A 20337-nucleotide genomic window follows, 5' to 3' on the forward strand; every position below is an offset into this window, starting at 1 on the left:
TCCCAAAACCCACGAATAGCGGCGTCTGAGTCCGAATAACCTGTGTAACGCATGAGTAAAGTAATCAAATGGTAGTTTGGTAATGCGGTCGGACTCAGGTGACCCTATTTCCATAAATCACCCTTGATTTAGTCACTTTCGGACTCCAGAGTCGCTATTCACTCAAAAATGACCAATAACAACCCATTACTCTAGCAATAACGCCTCTCCGGTCCGATACTCACCTCAAAAGTCCCAAAATCCACGAATAGCGGCATCTGAGTCCGAATGATCTGTGTGCATGAGTAAGTAATCAAATCTGAGCAAGAATGATCAGCGTGACGCATGAGTAAAGTAATCAAATGTTAGTCCGAATGATCTGTGTAACGCATCAGTAAGTAATCAAATCTGAGCCCGAATGATCAGCGTGACACATAATCAAAGTAATCAAATGTTAGTCCAAATGATCAGCGTGACGCATGAGTATGTAATCAAAGGTTTAGTTGGGTATTCGATCGGACTAAGGAGCTCAATATTCATATAAATAGCACCGAAATATACTCTCTACTTAGTCACTAAAACCAAAACCCAAAAAAGAGCAGTCCCAATAACACAAGACTGCTCTGTACCTCTACTCGATCATAACATTCATATCTCAATTCATTTCATCATTCATCATTCATCATTCATCATTCATCATTCATCATTCATCATTCATTTCATCATTCATTTCATCACTCTTCGATCGTGATAGAAACTCTAACTAACATGGTCACCAGCACTTTCAGATGCTGCAAACAAGATAGCACCGTCCGCCTCTATCATCACTGCTCGCTCCCGGCGCATCAACTCCGCTAGATGCGCCAGTGTCTCACTCATCGCAAAGCGCATCTGGTGAACGGTGGTTACCCGGCTGCGAAACAGAATTTCGCAGACGGCGAAGCCGCTCAGCGGACCGTTTGCGAGCAAGGCTGCCGTGGTATCCAGCCGCTCCTCATGATGAGCGAGCAGGCTGCTGACCCGATGCGCAAAGCCCGTGAACGGTTCCCTATGACCCGGGAACGCCATGCTGACCGGGTAGCTCCCCAGCTCCCGCTGCCCCTGAAGAAACGTCTGCAGCGGCTGTGGATCGCTGCCTGGAAGCAGGCTGACATTGGGCGAAATCTGCGGCAGCACAGCATCGCCGCAGATCATTTGCCCGCTGCCCGCATGATAGAAACTCACATGTCCCGGTGCATGTCCGCCAGTTACAATCAATTGCCATTCACGGCCACCCATCCCGAAAGGCTCTACCTCATTCAGATAAGTTACAACCGGCTGTGGCTCTACTTGAGCGTCAAAGCTCTCCAAATGCGCTTTAATTCCACTCGACCATTCCTCCGACATTCCGTGTCTGATGAAATATAACGGCAAAACTTCATTGATATCCGTGTTACCGCCCCACATCAACATCGCTTCGGCATGAGCACGTTCAGTCATCCATACTTTACATCCGGTCTGCGACTGCAACCATCCCGCCAATCCATAATGATCGGGATGATGATGCGTTACGACGATATCCCGCACGTCCTTCCACGACAATCCCAGCTCCTGTAGGATCGCATGCCAGCATTTTTCTGTCTCCGGGCTACGCGGACCGGGATCGATAATAGTAATTCTGCCATCCTCATCAGGCAGAATATAGCTGTTCACTTGACGAAGCGGCGAGTCCATGGGCACCGAGACCTGAAGAATGTTCTTGTCCCATGAAGTGATATCCGCCTTAGACATGGTGCGATCACCGCCTTTGAATCTTTTTCCTGATACCATTACGATCGAATTCCACTAAAAATCATCCGCGTGGAGCTTTCTGCATTATAAACCTCATCTTCATAGCTGCCATGCACAGCTTCGAGCTGTAAACCCGCTTCCTCGATCATTCCGCTGAATTTCTCCAATGAATACAGCTTCACACGTTCATGATATTGACGAGATGTAGAATCATTCTTAGAGGTTAAAATGATGTCCTTCTTCACATACCCATCCTCGATCCGCCGCGACTCATCAATCAGATTCTTTCCATCCTCACGGGTAGAATGCGGCACCAGATGACGAATCACATACGCAGGGTTCAGATAATCAATAACAAACTTGCCACCCGGCTTCAACATCCGATAGATTTCACGCAAAACCTTTACCTGCTCCTCATCCTCTTCAAAATAACCAAAGGAAGTGAATAGATTAACCACAGCATCGAAACCTCCTATTAACGGTAGGTCCCGCATGTCAGAACGCAGCCAAGTTACCTGCTCCGCTCCTTTTTGAGATCTTGCCTCACGCAGCAATACCTCTGATAAATCTACTCCAGTTACCTCGTACCCTGCTTCCGCAAGTGCCAGTGAATGACGTCCCATCCCACAACATAAATCCAGCACTTTGGAGCCTGGCGGTAGTCCCAGCCACGAGATCATTCGTTCAACTTCTTTACGAGCTCCACCAAAGTCTCGATGTTTGTATACGACCAGATAATCCTCTCCGAAGCTCTTTTCATACCATTCAGTCATGTTGTCTCTCCTCCCACAGGCGTCTTCCTGTAACTCCACTCTATGTATGTTAATGTATCGCCATTGTACAGTCTTTTACTCACAAACTCAAAGAAGAGTTGTCACAGTGGAGCGCTCAGCCCCTTCATGACAACTCATTCCTGTAGCTTCCCTTACACAAGCTGCTGCAAATATACTCGTGCTTCATAAGGACGAAGTTTAAGCGGTTGGATCTGCTCATCTTTTTCCACGGAATAATTAGAAATTAACAGCTCAATATTGTCTGGTTGGAACTCCGCTGGCCATTCGAATACAGGCTCTCCATCATAAAAATTCAGAATAACCAGCAGCCGCTGATCTTCTAATGTCCGAGTATACGCATATATCTCTGTATGCTCTGCGAGCAGCAGCCCGTAGGCTCCATAAACGATGACTTTGTGTTTTTTTCTCAGGGCAATCAGCTGTTTATAGTAGTTGTAGATGGAATCGGGATCTTTAATCGCATTGCCAGCGTTGATCTCCATATAGTTGGAATTTACTTCAATCCAAGGAGTCCCCGTCGTAAAACCACCTGCGTGACCATCGTCCCACTGCATCGGGGTGCGGGCATTATCCCGGCTTTTATGATGAATGGCAGACATAATCTGCTCTTCTGGAACGCCGTTTTTTCGCTTTTCTTCATAATAATTAAGCGTCTCTACATCCCGGTACTCATCAATGGATTCGAAACAGACATTCGTCATTCCAATTTCTTCGCCTTGATAAATATAAGGTGTGCCTTCCAGCATGTGAATGAAGGTCGCCAGCATTTTAGCCGAAGGAATCCGGTAAAAAAGGTCGTTCCCAAACCGGGACACTGCGCGCGGCTGGTCATGGTTGCAGAGATAATTCGCATTCCAGCCTTTGTCATGCAGAACCGTCTGCCAATTACTCATAATCTTTTTCAGCTCCAGTAGACTCCATGGGACGACATCCCATTTCCCACTACCTGCCGAAGCGGCATCCAGAAACATATGCTCAAACTGAAAAGTCATATTCAGCTCCCGGCGACCATCACCTACATAATCAAGCGCCTGCTCCGGTCCAAGTCCTGAAGTCTCTCCTACCGTCATAATATCGTAGAAATAAAGCACTTTATCATATAAATTCTGTAGCAGGGTATGCACATCTGCCAGATTGGAGAACATTCCATAAGCTCTTACGGTAGGTGTTCCACCTGGATTATCCGCATCCGGGTAACCTTTCGTCTTCACGATATGTGCAATGGCATCAAAGCGGAATCCGTCCACACCCTTCTTCAGCCACCATTCCACCATCTCATGCAGCTTATCAATGACCACCGGATTCTCCCAGTTCAGATCAGGCTGATATTTGGAGTAAAGGTGAAGGTAATATTCATCCGTCCGCGGATCATGCTCCCACACCGAGCCACTGAAATAAGACTCCCAGTTATTCGGGGGACCTCCATTTTTTCCTTTTCGCCAAATATAGTAGTCCCGTTTCGGATTGTCCTTCGACGATCTGGATTCAACAAACCATGGGTGCTCATGTGACGTATGGTTCAGAACCAAATCCATCATCAGCTTCATCCCACGTGCGTGCATCTCCCTCAGCAAATGGTCAAAATCATCCATCGTGCCAAATTCCTTCATAATGTCACAGTAATCACTGATATCATAACCGTTATCATGGTTTGGTGATTTATAAATTGGGCAGACCCAAATCACGTCTACACCTAAATCCTGCAGATAATCCAGTCTGGATATGATTCCTTGCAAGTCTCCAATCCCATCTCCGTTACTATCCATGAAGCTAATCGGATAAATTTGGTACACGACACTCTCTTTCCACCATTTCGGGTTCATTTCTCGGTTACCTCCTATTTAGCTATATGTAGAGTTTAACCACACAAAGCCTAGTAGATAACAATTTACTCCTACTTCCCTAGTCCCTTTTGATATTGTGAGGGCGTAAGTCCGGTCCATTTCTTAAAAGTAGCACTGAAGTGGCGTTCTTCCCCATAGCCCACTAACTTTGCAACGGCGTACATTTTTAAGTTTTGGCGGAGCAGCTTTTTTGCCTCTTCTACCCGGTATTGATGCAAGTAATCGAGAAAATTCACACCCAGCTCCTGGCGGAACAGTGAACTTAAATAAGTATTAGATACATAAGCTTCCTTCGCAACATAATCCAGAGACAGATTGGTATTATATTTGTTACGGATGATCTCAAGCGCTGTAACTACTGTTCGATGCAGAGGGCGATGTTTAGAAAAAGCTTCCACCACATTCTGCATGATCTTATTCAGGATCGTAGATAATTCTTCCAGCGTCTCGATCTGTGGTGCCTGCTCCATCCAATTGACCAAATGCTGCTTCCATTCGAATCCAGCTACTTGTTTTTCCTGCGCAAGCCTCTTAAGGCGAACGACAAAAGCGGTTGCCCGAATATTCACCTCCTGCTTGAGGCATCCGGGGTTTCCGCGAAAACGTTCCAGCCACTGCTCCAGCAGATCGAGGGCAAGCTCATTACTTCCTGCACCGACTGCCACAAGCATCTCATCCTCCAGCACATTTAATTCAGGATCATCTAAAATCCCGATCTCCTGTGCGCCACCCCCAATAACTCCTGAACCTTCTGTAAAAAAATAAACGCCGCCTTTCCCGTTCAGAAAGCGGGATTCCATGGCCTGAAGCGCTTCTTTATAAGACAGGTGAGCTTCCGAAATATCCGCACGACAGGAGCCTACAGCAATACTGATTGACAGCTTGAGGTATTTCTCCAGATTGCTTTGCAGCATCCCAATCTGCTCTTTTAAATAGATGGGGGTTCGGTAAGACTTGCGGGAATCCGTTCCAGCTAAACCACTGCCGATCCAGAGCAGGAGATTGCCATCATGGAAGGTCTCGATTTTTCCTTTATAGATAGGAGACAAGGTCTCACTAATAATATTTAGGGCCGCGTAACGTAAAAGTACAAAATCCTGTCCAGACCCACCGGCAGAGGGAGGATCAAAATCAAAGCTGACCAGCCCAATCTGCGGACCTTCGTGACTAATAGCCATAGCTAACTCACCGATCAGCTCCTGCCGCCGCTCCAGCGGAACCGGAGGATGATGAATCCATTGGGACAGCACTTGGCTTTTGACAAGCGGTGCATTTTTATGCCAGGAACGATCTCTTTTTAGCTGCTCATTCTCCTGACAACGCTGCCTTTCAATTAGCTCCTTAGCCTTGAGTACCGTCTTCAGAATTTCCTCCGGCCGGCACGGCTTCAGCACATAATCGACAACCCCCAGCGCAATCGCTTGTTTCGCATAAGAGAACTCATTGTAGCCAGATAAAATAATCGAGCGAAAGTCGTAACCGCGACGCCGTCCAGCTTCGATTAGCTCCAGACCATTCATCTGCGGCATGCGGATATCCGTTAACAATAAATCCGGCTGTTCAGACTCCATCAGAGCCAGCGCTTCACTTCCGTTCCCCGCTTCGCCCATTACCTCAATCTGATGCGAATTCCAGTCAATCATATTGACGATACCCTCACGGATGGTGTCTTCGTCTTCAGCAATCAGCAGCTTCAGCTTCATCATTTAGGGACCCTCCACAGTGATATGAATGATAATACGTGTGCCTGCTCCTTCTACACTCTCTACTTGCAATGAGGCTCCGGCAAAAAACAAAGCTAAACGTTCCTGTACATTCGAGAGCGCAAACCCCGAGCGTCCAGCATTCTCCTCTTCCTCCGAAATAGAGCTTCCTCTCGCTAAACGCTGATGTAGCTCCTGAAGTCTTTCCGGCGTGATTCCCACCCCGTTATCTTGAACTTCGAGCACAATAGTCCTATCTTTGCGGAAGGCGCGAATCGAGATTAGTCCGCTTCCAGCCAGTGGCTCGATCCCATGAATCACTGCATTTTCCGCCAGTGGCTGGAGCAGCAGCTTCGGAACTGTAAAATCCTTGATACTCTCATCCAAGGTAATTTCGAACTCAAAACGTTCTCTAAACCGATTTTTTTGCAGGAACAAATAATTCGTCACAAGCTCTACTTCCTGTTCCAATGTAAACGTATCCCGCCCATCATTTAAGCTCAGCCGGAATACTTGAGAAAGCGAATAGACCATATCCGCTATTTCTTTGTCGCCCTTCTTCTCAGCTTCCCAACAAATCGTATTCAGCGTGTTATATAAAAAGTGCGGCCTGATCTGTGCCTGAAGCGTTTTCAATTCTGCTTCCTGCTGCTTCAGTTTGGAGGCATATACATCATTGATGAGCGATTTGATCCGCTGAACCATTAGATTATAACCATGGCCCAAGAGACCAATCTCATCATTTCCTTCAAAAAATACGCGCTGCGTGAAATCCCCTGTCTGGAATCTGCGCATGGAGCGGGAAAGTTTTTTCAGCGGTTTCGTTATTGAGGCGGCGGCGAGCCAGGTAACCATTAAGCTAACTGCTAAGCACAGAAAAGCGATCGTCACCGTGACCTGTGAAATCTGTCCCAGCTCTTTGACAAGCTGCCGTTTGGAATGCACCACCACCACATACCAACCCGTCGTTTCTGACTGCAGATGCGAGACAATCCACTGTTTGTGATCCGCTGTAGACTCCAGTCTCTGCTCTAGGTTCAACTTAGGATCGCTGTCCGCAAAATACGGAAGATCAAGATCTCTTTTGCCGATCCAGCTCCGGTTAGAAGCCGTAATGATGAGCCCGTCTCGATCTACCACAAACATATCTACATCATCTTCAGAGTTGTCTAGATATTGGCTTCCAATCTTACCAGCATCGACCCCGATCACCGCTAGCCCTGCCGGTTTTAAAGTATATACATTCTTGATAATTCTGGAAAGTACAATCTTATGATAATGATCACCAACAAATATGCCATCCGTGGGTCTGGACAATCCAAAGGTTGGACTGCCTGCGGCTTCAACGGCTTCCTTGTAGTACGAGGTTTGGACAAAGTTAGAGAACTTCATGCCAGTCGTCAACCCGGCTTGGTTCGCAGCAAAAGGCTCCGCCCCGTTATTCTGGTCTTCCAAAGAGTATAGAATCAGGGATTGAATCGAATTGCCAGCGACCATCAGGTTGGTGACCGTTTTAAATACGGAATTACGTTCTTTTTGTGCTTCTGACGACACTAAGAGCCGCTGCACACTTTCATCCAGAAAGAGTGTATTGGAAAAAGAAATCATTCCCCTCACCATCTCATCAATCTGCTCTGCTGTTTTTCGGGTCAGGTGATCCTGTGACTGTTTCATTTTCTCCACCACCTGCTGCGAAGAGATCTGATAGGAGTTCCACCCCATAGCAAATATAGTCACGAGAAGCAGCGGCACAAACCATAATAACAGCTTAAACTGGAGCGGAAGATGGCGATAACGGCTTAATAAGCGGATGTTTCGATTCATGAGAACCACCTTCATGTATAATCAATAAATGTGTAAACCAAGTATAACTGAAATCATTAAACCCTGAACCAGCTTTTTACAATCACTGAAAAATGCCTACATAGTTCTTAAATATGGACCATGTTTCTATCGGTCATAAACTCTTAAGATGGGGATGCAAGATGAAACGACATTGTCGTCCTCGTTTGATGACAGCCGTTCTCGTGGAAATATATCTCATAAAAAAGGTGGGTTTTTGATGAAAGGTAAAGGAATAAAGCTAGCACTTATGAGTCTAATGCTACCAGCTCTGCTGGCAGGCTGCGGTGGCGGAAATAACAATGCGAAAGCTACCAATGCACCTACAAATGACAAGGCCGAAGCTACTGCCGAAGCAACAGCTAGTGCAGGGGAAAACACACCCGCCGAAAAAATCACACTGAAGTTCTTCACCGCGCTCGCGGATCGGGCCAATGGTTCAGGTAAGGTAGAGCAAGACATTATCGATGCTTACATGAAAGAGAACCCTAACGTCAAGATTGAAGTGGAAGCGCTTCAAGATGAGCCTTACAAATCAAAAATCAAAGTATATGCCTCCAGCAATCAGCTTCCCGATATCATTCAAGCCTGGGGTCAGCCCTCCTTCCTGAGTCCGCTGCTGGATAACGATCTGCTGCTTGAACTGAACAGTGCTGACTTCGAAGGTAATCAGTTTGTGTCCGGATCCATGGACGGCTTCAGTAAAGACGGTAAGCTTTACGGCTTGCCGCGTGGTGCCGACTACATGGTGATGTACTATAACAAAAAAATATTTGCTGACAACGGCATCGAGGTGCCAAAAACAACAGATGATTTGCTTGCCGCCGTCAAAACACTTCGTGCCAAGAAAATTAACCCGATCGCTATGAATGGTATGGACGCTTGGACACTGCCTATCTGGTATGAATTTGTAGCCCAACGTCAGACTGGCGATTTCAATACAATGGATGAAGCTGTGGCACGTAAAATATCCTTTACAGATCCTAGTCTGGTTGCAGCTGCAACTGAAATGCAGCAATTCGCCGATGCTAAAGGTTTTGCCGATGGCTGGCTGACTGCCGATTACGGTGCTGCACGCAACTTGTTCGGACAAGGGCAAGCTGCCATGTTCTTTATGGGCGCTTGGGAGTCGGGTCTGGCAACAGACGAGAACTTCTCTGAAGAATTCCGCAATAACGTAGGTGCTTTCGCATTCCCAGCTTCAACTAAAGGTAAAGCAACCGATGATGCCGCTTGGTATGGTGGTGGATATGCAGTCAGCAAAAACTCCAAACATGCTGAAGCCGCTGTTGATTTCTTGAAATATTTCTTCGCTCCAGAGCATTGGTCTAAAATGCTATGGCAAGCTGGCGCGGGTACACCTGCGCAGCAATTCGATCAATTCCTAACGGGTAACGAAACCCAGCTGCAAAAAGAATTGATTGAAGTGTTCAGCTCCATGACCTCTTCCAGCGGTACTCCACTGCAGGATGTGGGTGACGATGAGTTCAAGCAAAAGGTAATGGAGGCGCATCAAAGCCTGCTTTCTGATGCGATTACCCCTGAAGAATTCGCCAAAGCACTGGATGCTGCATCCGATAAATTCGCTGGTAAATAAACCAGAGAACTACAAAAAACATGAACCTTAGCGCTCCTGAAGTAACCTTATAGATGGCAGTGCGCAAACCCCGGCTTCCCCCAGAGGCCGGGGTTTTGTTTTCGAAAAAATGTATACACCGATCTGAAATTTACGGCATGTTCCGGTGCCTGGCTTCCCGTTACGATGGTAATAGATAGATTACTCTTTAAAAGGACGGAGATTTCCATGCACAGAGTGTTAAGCGACAAAAAAGCGATATTCTTACTCATCGCACCTGGACTGTTCCTATTTGCTTTTATGATCTGCATCCCTATCTTCATGAGCGCTTATTACGGTTCTACGGATTGGGGCGGAATCGGCAAATACAATTTCATCGGCTTTGATAACTACCGCGAAATTCTATTTCATGACAAAGTGTTCTGGAGATCGCTGGTCAATGCCCTGCTCCTGACCGCCGCCACTGTATTTTTACAACATCCCTTTGCCATTCTCATGGGGATATTCCTAACCAATTCCGGCAAATACGAAAAAATATTCCGGACGATCTTTTTTATCCCCGCTGTAATTTCCGTCGTCGTTACAGCCAAGCTGTGGACCGGAATTTTCCATCCGAACTACGGACTGCTCAACAAGCTGCTAAGCGGAGTTGGATTGGACGCACTTACGCATGATTGGCTCGGTGATCCGAAGACAGCCATCTGGTGCATCATCATTGTTGTTATGTGGCAAGGCTTTGGGTATGCACTGCTGCTGTATTATTCAGGTCTGCAAGGCATTCCGGAAGATTTAAGCGAAGCCGCAAGAATCGATGGCGCCAACAACTTTACCCTCTACACGCGTATCATCATTCCGCTGCTTTCGCCGATGATGCGGGTTGCCATCATCATTGCCGTCACCACCTGTCTTAAGCAAATGGAAACCGTATTCTTAATGACCAACGGTGGCCCTGCAAATAGCACACAGTTCCTAGGGAACTATCTGTACAAAACCGCCTTCTCATCATCGCTATACGGCTATGGTAATGCCATTTCGATTCTGTTTATTGTGTTCTGCCTGATCCTAACCGTTATCCTCAACAAGATTTTAAAGAAAGATATCGGAGAATTTTAAAGAAACCCTGTAACCGGAGGATATCCTATGAATAATTCCTTATCGCCTGCCGCTTCACCCCCTAAGCTAAACCTTCACAAACAAGAACGCAGAAAGCCTACAACGGGCAAAATTCTAATGATGGTGTTCCTGTGTATCATCGCGTTGATTCAGTTATTTCCGCTTATTTGGTTGATCGATTATTCCCTGCTCAAGAGCGGTGAGTTCTTCGGAAGCTCATTTCTGAAATGGCCCTCTCCACCCCAGTGGGAGAACTATCGAAACGCTTTTACCTACGGGCGTGTGCCACGTTATTTTGCCAACAGTCTTATCATTACAGTGATAACTGTTATGCTCTCTGCGCTGGTGTCCCTGATGATGGGATATGCGTTTACCCGGATGAAATGGAAGCTAAGTGGCATTGTCCTCTCTCTAATCATGTTAGGCATGATCATTCCCATTCACGCCACATTGCTGCCAAACTTCATTCTGTTTAACAAGCTTGGGATGCTGAACAATATGTACACATTGATTTTGCCTTACTCAGCCATTGTCATCCCCATGAGTGTCCTGATTATGACCGGGTTCCTGGAGACCATCCCACGGGCCATTGAAGAGTCCGCCGTTATTGATGGCAGTGGCATTTACGGGTTAATCTTCCGTATCATCCTGCCCATCACCAAACCGGCGCTGGCAACCATCTGTGTGCTCAACTTCATCAGCACTTGGAATGAATTCATTATGGCGAATACCTTCCTCACCTCGGAAGATCTTAAGACGATTCCCTTCTCCATTATGAAATTCACTGGTGAGTATTCATCCAACTATGGTGCACAGTTCGCGGTTATGACGATCATCGCTATCCCCACCATCCTGATCTACCTGCTCTTCACAGAACAGATGACCAAGGGTATTACCGCTGGAGCGGTTAAGGGCTAACACAATAAACTTAATCCTAACAACATTAAAAGGCTGACAAGACAGGTTTCGTACCCGTCTTGTCAGCCTTTATTCATTCTTACTAATATCTCTTACGGTCGTTGCCAATCCTCCCTCAGCCATTCAACCAAGAGGAGCTCTGGCACATTCACTTTATTAACTTCGGCATAGTCTCTCACCCGTTCAAGCAAACGTCCCGCGGTTCCAGCGCTAACCTCTAAACCATGTGCGTTCAGAACATGCATGATTCCACCACTTCCGGAATGTTTACCTAACACAAAATGATGTGCTCTCCCCACCTCTGTGGGATCAAAGGTCTGGTAGGTGGCTGTTTCTTTCAACAAACCGTCAACATGTATCCCAGATTCATGTGTGAAGGCGAGTGATCCGACGATTGGTTTGGCATCGCCGACACTTCGGCCCGAGGCTGTGATCACCCTATCCGCCAGCCCTTTCAAACACTCCGGACGTACGCTGCTCTCTCCGCCATAAAGATAACGCCAAGCCATCACTACTTCTTCCATTGCTGCATTCCCGGTACGTTCACCAATCCCTGCTACCGTAGTGCTTGCCCAGACCGCACCCGCGGCAATACCGCTAAGTGTGTTTGCAGCCGCAAGACCAAAATCATTGTGGCAGTGTACCTCAAGCTCTACATCTACAGGAACAGCACTAAGTAATGTGCTTACCCGCTCTGCCATTTGACCCGGATGATGAGCAGATACCGTATCTGCATAACGGAACCAACGAATGCCTTCTTTATATAATGTATTTACCAGTTCAACCAGGTACTCCATACTTGCCCTTGAAGAGTCCTCCATCCCCACCGACACAGTCATTCCTAGCCGTTGACCATATTCCGTCGCATGCAGTAATCTTGTCAGACCTTTGGCAGGTGTTAAACCTAGCTTACCTTGTAATTGAATTTCCGAGACAGGGATCGATACATGACTCCAGTTCACACCCGTCGCCCAAGCTTTGTCGATATCACTTTCCAAAGCCCGATTCCAAGTCATCATCTTCATAGGTAGACCTAAATCTGCGATAGCCGCAATATCTTCTTGCTCTTGCTTGCCCATGGCAGGAATTCCTACCTCTGCTTGCTCCACTCCGCATTCCGACAGCAACCTTGCGATTTCCAGCTTTTCTTCCCTCGTGAATGAAACTCCAGCCGCCTGTTCACCATCCCTAAGTGTCGTGTCACATAGCCTGAGACTTTTCACGGTTTACCTTCCTCTCCGCAGCAAGTGCAATTCGGATTACGGGTAATATGGACGCTGTAACAGGCGAAGTCGAGTGAATTGAAGCGATGCATTACGCCCGCATAAGTCGTCCCTACCCTTGTAACCCATTTTACGGCTTCCAACGCAGCCAGACAACCCGCAATTCCGGAGGTTGCTCCCAATACTGGAAAGCCAAACGGTTCCCATTCTGGATTCACATCCGGATAAAGACACTCTAAGCAAGGGGTTTCACCAGGTATAACCGTTGTTAGTGAAATCTCAAATCCATACATCGCCGCCTCTACCATTGGCGTGCCGGTTTCTACACATAGGCGGTTCAACGCATATCTTTCCGGAAAATCATACCGTGCATCAATCACTATATCGGCTTGTTCTACCCAAGTTTTTGCTATATTATATTCTATCTTCGAATTAAATCCTTCCATTTCAACATTTGGATTCAGACGTTTTAGCTGCTGAATGGCTGTGCTCATCCTTTCCATACCCAAATGATCACTGTCCATCAAAATCTGTCGATTTAAATCTGGAGGCACAATGTTTCCTTCATGCGCCAAGATCAGCTTGCCGATTCCGGCAGCAGCTAAATAAAGTGCGGCAGTGCCTCCAAGCCCTCCAATTCCAGCAATCATCACTGTAGCTTCTTTTAGCGCTTTCTGCCCGCCTTCTCCAAGCAGCTTCAATTGGCGAGCGTATCGTTCCAGTTCGGTGCCGCCTACAAGCTGCTCCATGTTGCTCCCTCCCTGTGGCTGAGCTGCATCATTGGAATCTAACCCTCCAGACCATCCGTTCCATAAAGAGCTGTCATTTCATTAAATTTATCCATAAAGGCTAACCCTTCTTCTACACAAGCAACGCCGTAGCGAATTACTTTCTCCTCAGAGGTAAAAGGAAACGGAAAACCTGCTCTCAAGCTTTTTAACACAAGAATAATCCGATCACTATATAAAAGAGCACGCCCAAATCCTTCCCCGTTTATTTCAGATGAACTCTGAACCAGAACCCCACTCTTCTCCTCGATCACGCCCGCCACCGCCTGAAACAAGAGAGGAACCTGCAAACGGACTTTTGGAGAAACCGCGCAGTTAAAATCAGATTTGTTCTTATCTTCAGGGGAAGCGAGAAACAATCGTTCGATCTTCTTCTGTGGTGAAAGAGAAGCATGTCTTCCAAAAAAGTCTTCTGTATCAAGCAATTGACACAACCGCCGTATGAACATCTCTGCTATATCTTTATCCAGCTCTTTCTCCGTGGTTCGACTACGGTGTTTTAATGCTGATGCTTCCGGAGCAACCCGGACCTTTAATGCAGCACTCTCATTAGCTATGGGATCCATCTACACTCGCCCCTTCCGCTTCATTTTCAGCATGTAATACCTTGGCTAGCCACATTGGTGGTTTGCCCTGTAGCATTTCAACAATCCGCTTCACTTGCTCATCAATAGGACTGCCTGGTGGAACCTTTACCGGCATAATTTTACGACGTGTGACTCTTGCCGCTGCTGAGGCTCCAATCTGCATGATGAATATTAGCGTGCAATCCTCTACCACCTCCAGACGACTCTCTATTTTGCCTGCTTCATCCTGATTGAGAATCGTTGGCAGTTTACGAAGACCTATAAGCTCCCCGCCACTTTTGGTAACTTTATAAATTGCGAACATCGGACTCTGCCCAAAATGGGCATTCACTCTAATTCCATCCTCTGTAGCGAATGCTACTTTCACGATGTTCCTCCTCCCTTCGCATTAACAGATTCGCCGCTTTATTCGTCCACTCCATCGCTCCCCGATACCCTACAGAAGTGGCCATATAAGCACCAAGCTCATTCCAAACGGGAAATCCAGCCGCCATAAATGCTGCATCTAACCGCGCCGCTCCATTTATCCCATGTGAGTTACCGATCCATAAATCTGCACCTTTACCCAAAAACTCAACATCATCCAGATCACCGACCCATACCTCTCGTTCCATCTCAACCACCAAAGGAGTTTCATAGGAAGTGACCAGTGCCTTTTGCTCCACCCCCAGCTCTTCGAGCCAAGAAGATACGGTATACAAATGATCTGGCTCCAGCGCAACAAGTGCAGACATTCCCGCAAATTGAAAATGAGCATCCAGCATGCTATCCAATAAATTCTCTCGTTGCCAGCAATAACGAAGCTGTACCGGCTCCCCGCTAATTTGATGCAGAAATTGCAAAATATCATCCGTTGCTTTAAGCCCCATAGCACTCTCGAATACTTTGTAGGGAGTTCCCAGCGCATTATGCAGTCTTCTAGCTGGACGCTCCATACTTCCGCCGATGGCAAGGGTTAGACCCGAATGCAAGCTTTGCAGCATCGAATCTAGAGGCACCCCACCTCTTGTTAGCGGTGAAAATCCTGTCAGCAGATGCCCAGACAAAGAGGTCGATATATCAGGTACAGCGATTACCTCAAAACCGAAGGAGGATATCATTTCTTTCAGCTCCATCACATCACCCGGCGTCAGAAACGATCCCGGCAAGAGGGTAATCTGACGTGAATTCACACTCCTTGAACCCCGATGGCCTACCTGCTGAATCATCTCATCAAGCATCGCCTCCACGGTAGAACTGAACCCCGATTCCAATGAACCGCGAAAGTCAGGTAAGGTGACGGAAAAAGCAAGCCCACCCCGCATGTTCCGCTCCCTTTTATAGGTCTTGAGCATGGATTGATAATCCACTCCAGCCACATCCGTCAGCTCAGTCCCAATAATGCCTATAATGTCTGGTCGGTGTTTACTGAGTATGGTATTTAGAGCTTCCTCTAAATTACGATTCGCATCAAAGATTACATCCATCTCCTGCAAAGCAGAGGTCTGTACGGCTATAGGCTCGCGAAAATGCCGGGTAAGCAGCGCCTTCGGAAATGCGGAACAACCTTGCGCGCCATGCACAATAGGCAATGCCTTGTAGCAACCCTGAAATGCCAGTACGGAACCAAGGGATTGACCGATTTTGATTGGATTAACTGAAGTAGGTTTACTCCTTTTGTTAACGGTCATAGGAAGGTTCCTCCTTATCCCAGGGAGCGGCACTGGCAGCCAGCTTCCAGATTGGATTAGCAAGAGAATACGTCAGCTCCTTAGCCAGCCTTAGTAAACCTTCGTAACCAGCATAGGCCTTGTGTCTTTCTTGATTAATATCGATAAACGGAATCTGCTCTTTCATTGCCACATACATATTCCGTCCGCCAGCAATCATAATATCTGCCTTACGATCCCGGACGGTTTTGATAATTCGGCTTGCCCCGCCCTCCGGGATATATTCGGTGTCATCACCAACACGATCCGCTATACGCCGTATATCATCTTCCGTGCTTTTGTTCGTGCCTACACCTACCACCTGAACGCCTAACTCCTTCAGTGCGGAAATAATCGACCAGCTTTTTACTCCACCCGTATAGAGAACTGCTTTCTTTCCTTTAAGCAGCTTGCGGTAGGGACGCAGCTCCTGAATCAGTCTGCTTTCCTCTCGTTCCGTCAACCGATCCACACGCCGCTCCATCTCACGGTCATTCAGCAAATAAGCCATTTGACGTAAGGAATAAGTTGTCTCCTTGGCCCCATAGAAGGAGCCTTCGAAATAAGGAATGTGGTATCTTGCCTCCATTTCTTTTGCCAGACCTAACAATGCACGGCTGCACACAACCATATTCACTTTTGCATGATGTGCCCATGTAATTTCCTTATATCTTGCATCCCCTGTAATTCTGGACATTAGCGTAATTCCAACACTCTTCATTAATTTCTCGATATCCCAGATTTCACCCGCGATATTGTACTCCCCAATCAAATTCACACCTAAAGGAATCTCAATCTCTGGTTCACCTGTGCCAATGACATATTGTAGCAGCGCTTCACCAGCCAGCCGATTTCCAAGATTCTTACTGCCTACGAATCCGGGGCTGTTCACGGGGATCACAGGAAGCCCCAATCTGCCTGCCGCTTCCTTGCATACCGCATCCAAATCCTCGCCAATCAATGCTGTCACACAGGTCGCATATACAAATATTGCCGGAGGCATAAAGCGCCCGGCAATATAGTCAATGCTATCTTTCAGTTTCTTTTCTCCGCCAAAAATAATATCGTTATCGTTGAGATCTGTAGTGAATCCGTATTGTGAAAGCGAAGGCCCGCTTGACAAAGCCCCTCTACTTTCCCAGCTATTCCCGGCACAAGCAGCCGGCCCATGGACAAGATGCGCAGCATCCATGATCGGCAGCAGCGTGATTTGGGCTCCGTCAAAGGAGCAGCCCCCAGCCGCTTCGCCCGGCTTGGGGCGTGGACATGGTTTCGATTTCGGAGTTAAGCTCCCGCAAGCTTGCGCGTCGAATACATCGTTTCTGATGGACTCCATCGTACCACCTCCCGTAACTGAATACTCCTTACGCTTAAAATGCTCAGTTATTCAGTGTCACTACGATAAATATTGGACTTCCGGCCGCTCCCCAACGCTCGGCTCCGTATGAGGACGAGCGAATGAATCGGAAGTATACATTCGGCTTAACGTTCTCCTACTAACGAACAAGATCGTGGTTGAAGCCAGATGAATCCTCATCCAACCCCTGCAGGATTGTATTTACTATAGTAGTTAACAAATTCAAGGCACCTTGATAACCGATAATCGGATAACGATGCAGATGATGGCGGTCAAAGATAGGGAAGCCTACACGGATCAACGGTACGTCGGCATCTTTGGCAGCAAATTTAAGATGAGAGCTTCCAATGGCCAGATCCACAGGATCATCAATTAGCAGAGAGCGCATATGCCACAAATCATTTCCGATATGAACCGTTGTTTCTGCTCCGTAGGGGCTGGCAGCAAGCAGAGCTTTCGCTTCTTCTTTAAATCCGTTTTCCCCATTAGAGCACACAATATGAATAGGCTCTATACCGACTTCCAGACAGAATTCAATCAGGCCGATCAGCAAATCCGGATCGCCAACTAAAGCCACTCGTTTGCCATGCAGATAAGGGTGGCTATCGAGTAAAGCATCCACTACCCGGCCACGTTCTTCCACAAGCTCAGGCGGAATGGGCAATCCCGTTAATTCACTGATAGACTCTATTAGCCGATCTGTCGCATGAATGCCCAGCGGAGTCGACATCGCAACGGTCTGTTGTTTCCATGTGCCGCTGATGTATTCCAACGTTTTTTTGACAGAATATTTCTGAATTGAAAGAGTACCCAACGCATTAGCTGCCTTCGGCACATCCGCCAGCTTCGTTCCCCCATAATAATAGGAATATTCACCTGTAGCCGGGGAATCAAAATTGCCGCTGTGGTCACCAAGGAAGGTGTAGCCTGTATCAAACGCGGCAAGGATTTTTCGAATTTCCGCAAAATTCCCCGTATAAGGCTCAAACCCTAAAATGACATTCAGCTTCTCTCCAGTTCCCTCTCCACTGCCAGGGGTAGCTTCAATCCCAGAGCGGATGAACAAGGTACTGAGGATAGACTTTAACATGGAGTCGTAACCTGTAATATGTGATCCGGAAAAGCTTGGCGTGTTGGCGTAGGGCACTGGAATTTCGTTCGAAATTGCACCCTTCTGGCGGGCATTGGATATAAACGCCTGCAGATCATCCCCTATAACCTCAGCCATACATGTAGTGGATACAGCTATCATCTCTGGCTTATAGAGCGCCACACTATTTTCAAGACCATCAATAAGATTATTCATCCCTCCAAACACCGCACCATCTTCTGTCATAGAGGAAGAAACTGCGGGGGTCGGCTCCTTGAAATGACGGCTTAAATGACTACGAAAATACGCAGTGCAGCCTTGAGAGCCATGTATAAACGGCAGAGTTTTTTCGAATCCCAGCGCAGCCATCAAGGCTCCTAGGGGCTGGCATGCTTTATGAGGATTAACTACCAGTGAGGTGCGGGCAAAATTCTTATCCTTATATTCAGACGACTTCGAGTAGGTTAATGCTTCTGCTGTCTCTTGCTCACTGCAGGGTGCCTCGAATGCTTTTTTCCCTTCACGTTGCTTCACATAGGGTTCAGTTTGAAATAATGTATTGTAATCTGGGATCTCCAGTTTGTCCTTCATACGCCCGCCTCCTTTTTAGGGAGTGATCCTGTTTTCCCTGAATTAATCAAGCTCCACACTGGGCTGTTAATGGTCATGTCCATGTCCTTAGCAAAAATCTTAAACCCATCATAGCCATGGTAAGGACCACTATAATCCCAAGAGTGCATTTGCCGGAAAGGAATACCCATCTTGTGATACACATATTTCTCCTTCACACCCGAGCCCATCAGATCAATATCAAGTCTTTGCGCAAGCTCTTCCAGCTCGTAAGCGGTTGGATCATCGTAAATAATAGTGCCTTCCGGAAGTTCAGGAAATGTCTTCTCGTAATCATCCTTGTGAGCGAACTCATAACCTGTGCCCACTACCTCCATCCCCAGATCCTCATAAGCCCCCAGTGTATGGCGGGCACGTAATCCGCCTACCAGCAGCATGACCTTTTTACCTTCCAGCCGGGGTTTAAATTTAGAGATTATCGCCTCCATTTGTGGCGTGTACTTAGCGATGACTTTCTCGCAGTTTTCCTGAATATATTCATCAAACCTTGCGGCGATGGCTCGAAGGCTTTCAGCGGTTTTGGTCGGCCCGAAAAAGTTGTATTCCAGCCAAGGAATCCCATATGCTTTCTCCATCGTCGTTACCATATAGTTCATGGAGCGATGACAGTGAATCAGATTGAGCTTCGCCTTATGCGCAATCGCCAATTCATTGATGGTTCCATCCCCAGACCACTGCGCAATAACACGCAGACCCATTTCCTCCAGTAAAATGCGTGAAGCCCAAGCGTCCCCACCGATGTTATAATCTCCGATAATATTAATATCGTAAGGACCACATTCCGCAAGCTCCTTCTTCCCCATCAGAAAATCACGGATCGCATCGTTAGCAATATGATGACCCAAGGATTGGCTAACCCCACGGAACCCTTCACAACGAACGGGAATGATCGGGATACCTAGCTCGATAGACATTTTTTTGGACACCGCTTCAATATCGTCTCCGATTAGCCCCACAGGACACTCTGATTGGATCGAAATTCCTTTAGCCAGTGGGAACATTTCTTTAATTTCACGGCAAATGACTTCAAGCTTCTTGTCACCGCCAAATACAATATCTGTCTCCTGAAAATCACTCGTCACCTGCATAGCCGTAAAATTATCAATGCCCAGTGTTCCGTTGGCATAATTCCGTCTTGTTCCCCAGCTATATTGCCCACAACCTACAGGACCATGGCTGATATGCACGATATCCTTGATCGGGCCCCAGACCACGCCTTTCGAACCGGCATAAGCACATCCTCTTTGGGTCATAACCCCCGGACGGGACTTCATATTCGATTTGATGGCGCATTTACCACAGTTTATTAACTCTTCATTATTGATTTCAAAATGCTTCTGACGATCCTTCCGTGCCTTTTCCGGGTAAGCCTCAAGAATCTCTTCGAGCATCTTTTGGTTATCTTCGATATTAAGCCCCATTCTGAACCCTCCTC

General features: G+C 47.1%; 16 protein-coding genes. 3 read left to right on the forward strand and 13 right to left on the reverse strand.

Annotated features, from left to right (window positions below):
• Window positions 1-738 precede the first annotated feature (738 nt).
• The 5 genes from MKY54_RS25215 to MKY54_RS25235 form a co-directional block, all read right to left on the reverse strand.
• Window positions 739-1749, reverse strand: a complete 1011-nt coding sequence (locus MKY54_RS25215; protein WP_339188295.1) for an MBL fold metallo-hydrolase — start codon at window positions 1747-1749, stop codon at window positions 739-741.
• A gap of 38 nt (window positions 1750-1787) precedes the next feature.
• The gene (locus MKY54_RS25220) at window positions 1788-2522 is read right to left on the reverse strand and encodes a class I SAM-dependent methyltransferase (protein ID WP_076279956.1); all 735 of its coding nucleotides are present in this window, start codon (window positions 2520-2522) and stop codon (window positions 1788-1790) included.
• 152 nt (window positions 2523-2674) lie between these two features.
• A complete protein-coding gene (locus MKY54_RS25225) occupies window positions 2675-4366 on the reverse strand; it encodes an alpha-glucosidase (protein ID WP_076129196.1) in 1692 nt (563 codons plus the stop codon).
• Window positions 4367-4437: 71 nt separating this feature from the next.
• Window positions 4438-6093, reverse strand: coding sequence for a response regulator (locus tag MKY54_RS25230; protein ID WP_339188297.1), 1656 nt, complete (start codon window positions 6091-6093; stop codon window positions 4438-4440).
• Window positions 6094-7914, reverse strand: coding sequence for a sensor histidine kinase (locus MKY54_RS25235; RefSeq protein ID WP_339188298.1), 1821 nt, complete (start codon window positions 7912-7914; stop codon window positions 6094-6096).
• 238 nt (window positions 7915-8152) lie between these two features.
• On the opposite strand from MKY54_RS25235, the gene MKY54_RS25240 reads away from it, so the two are divergent.
• From MKY54_RS25240 to MKY54_RS25250, 3 genes are all read left to right on the forward strand, one after another.
• Entirely contained in the window at window positions 8153-9529 is a 1377-nt protein-coding gene (locus MKY54_RS25240) for an extracellular solute-binding protein (RefSeq protein WP_076186349.1), read from the forward strand.
• 207 nt (window positions 9530-9736) lie between these two features.
• Complete coding sequence (locus MKY54_RS25245) at window positions 9737-10621, forward strand: sugar ABC transporter permease (protein WP_036679565.1); 885 nt, start codon at window positions 9737-9739, stop codon at window positions 10619-10621.
• Window positions 10622-10648: 27 nt separating this feature from the next.
• Window positions 10649-11539, forward strand: coding sequence for a carbohydrate ABC transporter permease (locus MKY54_RS25250; protein WP_036679567.1), 891 nt, complete (start codon window positions 10649-10651; stop codon window positions 11537-11539).
• Window positions 11540-11631: 92 nt separating this feature from the next.
• Here the strand turns inward: MKY54_RS25250 and MKY54_RS25255 are convergent, their stop codons facing one another.
• From MKY54_RS25255 to nifD, 8 genes are all read right to left on the reverse strand, one after another.
• A complete protein-coding gene (locus MKY54_RS25255; protein ID WP_076186351.1) occupies window positions 11632-12762 on the reverse strand; it encodes a homocysteine methyltransferase in 1131 nt (376 codons plus the stop codon).
• On the reverse strand, window positions 12759-13511 hold the full coding sequence (locus tag MKY54_RS25260; protein WP_339188299.1) for a HesA/MoeB/ThiF family protein: 753 nt from the start codon (window positions 13509-13511) through the stop codon (window positions 12759-12761). The genes MKY54_RS25255 and MKY54_RS25260 overlap by 4 nt, the downstream gene beginning before the upstream one ends.
• Window positions 13512-13549: 38 nt before the next feature.
• Window positions 13550-14116: a DUF269 domain-containing protein gene (locus MKY54_RS25265; RefSeq protein WP_076186356.1), complete on the reverse strand. Its 567-nt coding sequence runs from the start codon at window positions 14114-14116 to the stop codon at window positions 13550-13552.
• On the reverse strand, window positions 14100-14504 hold the full coding sequence (locus MKY54_RS25270) for a NifB/NifX family molybdenum-iron cluster-binding protein (protein ID WP_076186358.1): 405 nt from the start codon (window positions 14502-14504) through the stop codon (window positions 14100-14102). The genes MKY54_RS25265 and MKY54_RS25270 overlap by 17 nt, the downstream gene beginning before the upstream one ends.
• Window positions 14470-15807: a nitrogenase iron-molybdenum cofactor biosynthesis protein NifN gene (gene nifN / locus MKY54_RS25275; RefSeq protein WP_076186360.1), complete on the reverse strand. Its 1338-nt coding sequence runs from the start codon at window positions 15805-15807 to the stop codon at window positions 14470-14472. The genes MKY54_RS25270 and nifN overlap by 35 nt, the downstream gene beginning before the upstream one ends.
• On the reverse strand, window positions 15797-17161 hold the full coding sequence (nifE, locus tag MKY54_RS25280) for a nitrogenase iron-molybdenum cofactor biosynthesis protein NifE (RefSeq protein WP_339188301.1): 1365 nt from the start codon (window positions 17159-17161) through the stop codon (window positions 15797-15799). Before nifE ends, nifN begins: the two co-directional genes overlap by 11 nt.
• A 160-nt stretch (window positions 17162-17321) precedes the next feature.
• The gene (gene nifK, locus MKY54_RS25285; RefSeq protein WP_339188302.1) at window positions 17322-18863 is read right to left on the reverse strand and encodes a nitrogenase molybdenum-iron protein subunit beta; all 1542 of its coding nucleotides are present in this window, start codon (window positions 18861-18863) and stop codon (window positions 17322-17324) included.
• Window positions 18860-20323 (reverse strand): nitrogenase molybdenum-iron protein alpha chain, encoded by a 1464-nt coding sequence (gene nifD, locus MKY54_RS25290; RefSeq protein ID WP_312149186.1) that lies wholly within the window; start codon window positions 20321-20323, stop codon window positions 18860-18862. Before nifD ends, nifK begins: the two co-directional genes overlap by 4 nt.
• Window positions 20324-20337 lie beyond the last annotated feature (14 nt).

The organism is Paenibacillus sp. FSL P2-0121 (genome assembly GCF_037975345.1).
In the GTDB taxonomy this organism is placed as follows: domain Bacteria; phylum Bacillota; class Bacilli; order Paenibacillales; family Paenibacillaceae; genus Paenibacillus_AQ; species Paenibacillus_AQ odorifer.

What these genes read in the sequence shown, in the direction of transcription:
- MKY54_RS25215 (WP_339188295.1), bottom strand. Translation starts at nt 1,749, where the DNA reads ATGTCTAAGGCGGATATCACTTCATGGGACAAGAACATTCTTCAGGTC.
- MKY54_RS25220 (WP_076279956.1), bottom strand. Translation starts at nt 2,522, where the DNA reads ATGACTGAATGGTATGAAAAGAGCTTCGGAGAGGATTATCTGGTCGTA.
- MKY54_RS25225 (WP_076129196.1), bottom strand. Translation starts at nt 4,366, where the DNA reads ATGAACCCGAAATGGTGGAAAGAGAGTGTCGTGTACCAAATTTATCCG.
- MKY54_RS25230 (WP_339188297.1), bottom strand. Translation starts at nt 6,093, where the DNA reads ATGATGAAGCTGAAGCTGCTGATTGCTGAAGACGAAGACACCATCCGT.
- MKY54_RS25235 (WP_339188298.1), bottom strand. Translation starts at nt 7,914, where the DNA reads ATGAATCGAAACATCCGCTTATTAAGCCGTTATCGCCATCTTCCGCTC.
- MKY54_RS25240 (WP_076186349.1), top strand. Translation starts at nt 8,153, where the DNA reads ATGAAAGGTAAAGGAATAAAGCTAGCACTTATGAGTCTAATGCTACCA.
- MKY54_RS25245 (WP_036679565.1), top strand. Translation starts at nt 9,737, where the DNA reads ATGCACAGAGTGTTAAGCGACAAAAAAGCGATATTCTTACTCATCGCA.
- MKY54_RS25250 (WP_036679567.1), top strand. Translation starts at nt 10,649, where the DNA reads ATGAATAATTCCTTATCGCCTGCCGCTTCACCCCCTAAGCTAAACCTT.
- MKY54_RS25260 (WP_339188299.1), bottom strand. Translation starts at nt 13,511, where the DNA reads ATGGAGCAGCTTGTAGGCGGCACCGAACTGGAACGATACGCTCGCCAA.
- MKY54_RS25265 (WP_076186356.1), bottom strand. Translation starts at nt 14,116, where the DNA reads ATGGATCCCATAGCTAATGAGAGTGCTGCATTAAAGGTCCGGGTTGCT.
- nifN (WP_076186360.1), bottom strand. Translation starts at nt 15,807, where the DNA reads ATGACCGTTAACAAAAGGAGTAAACCTACTTCAGTTAATCCAATCAAA.
- nifE (WP_339188301.1), bottom strand. Translation starts at nt 17,161, where the DNA reads ATGGAGTCCATCAGAAACGATGTATTCGACGCGCAAGCTTGCGGGAGC.
- nifK (WP_339188302.1), bottom strand. Translation starts at nt 18,863, where the DNA reads ATGAAGGACAAACTGGAGATCCCAGATTACAATACATTATTTCAAACT.
- nifD (WP_312149186.1), bottom strand. Translation starts at nt 20,323, where the DNA reads ATGGGGCTTAATATCGAAGATAACCAAAAGATGCTCGAAGAGATTCTT.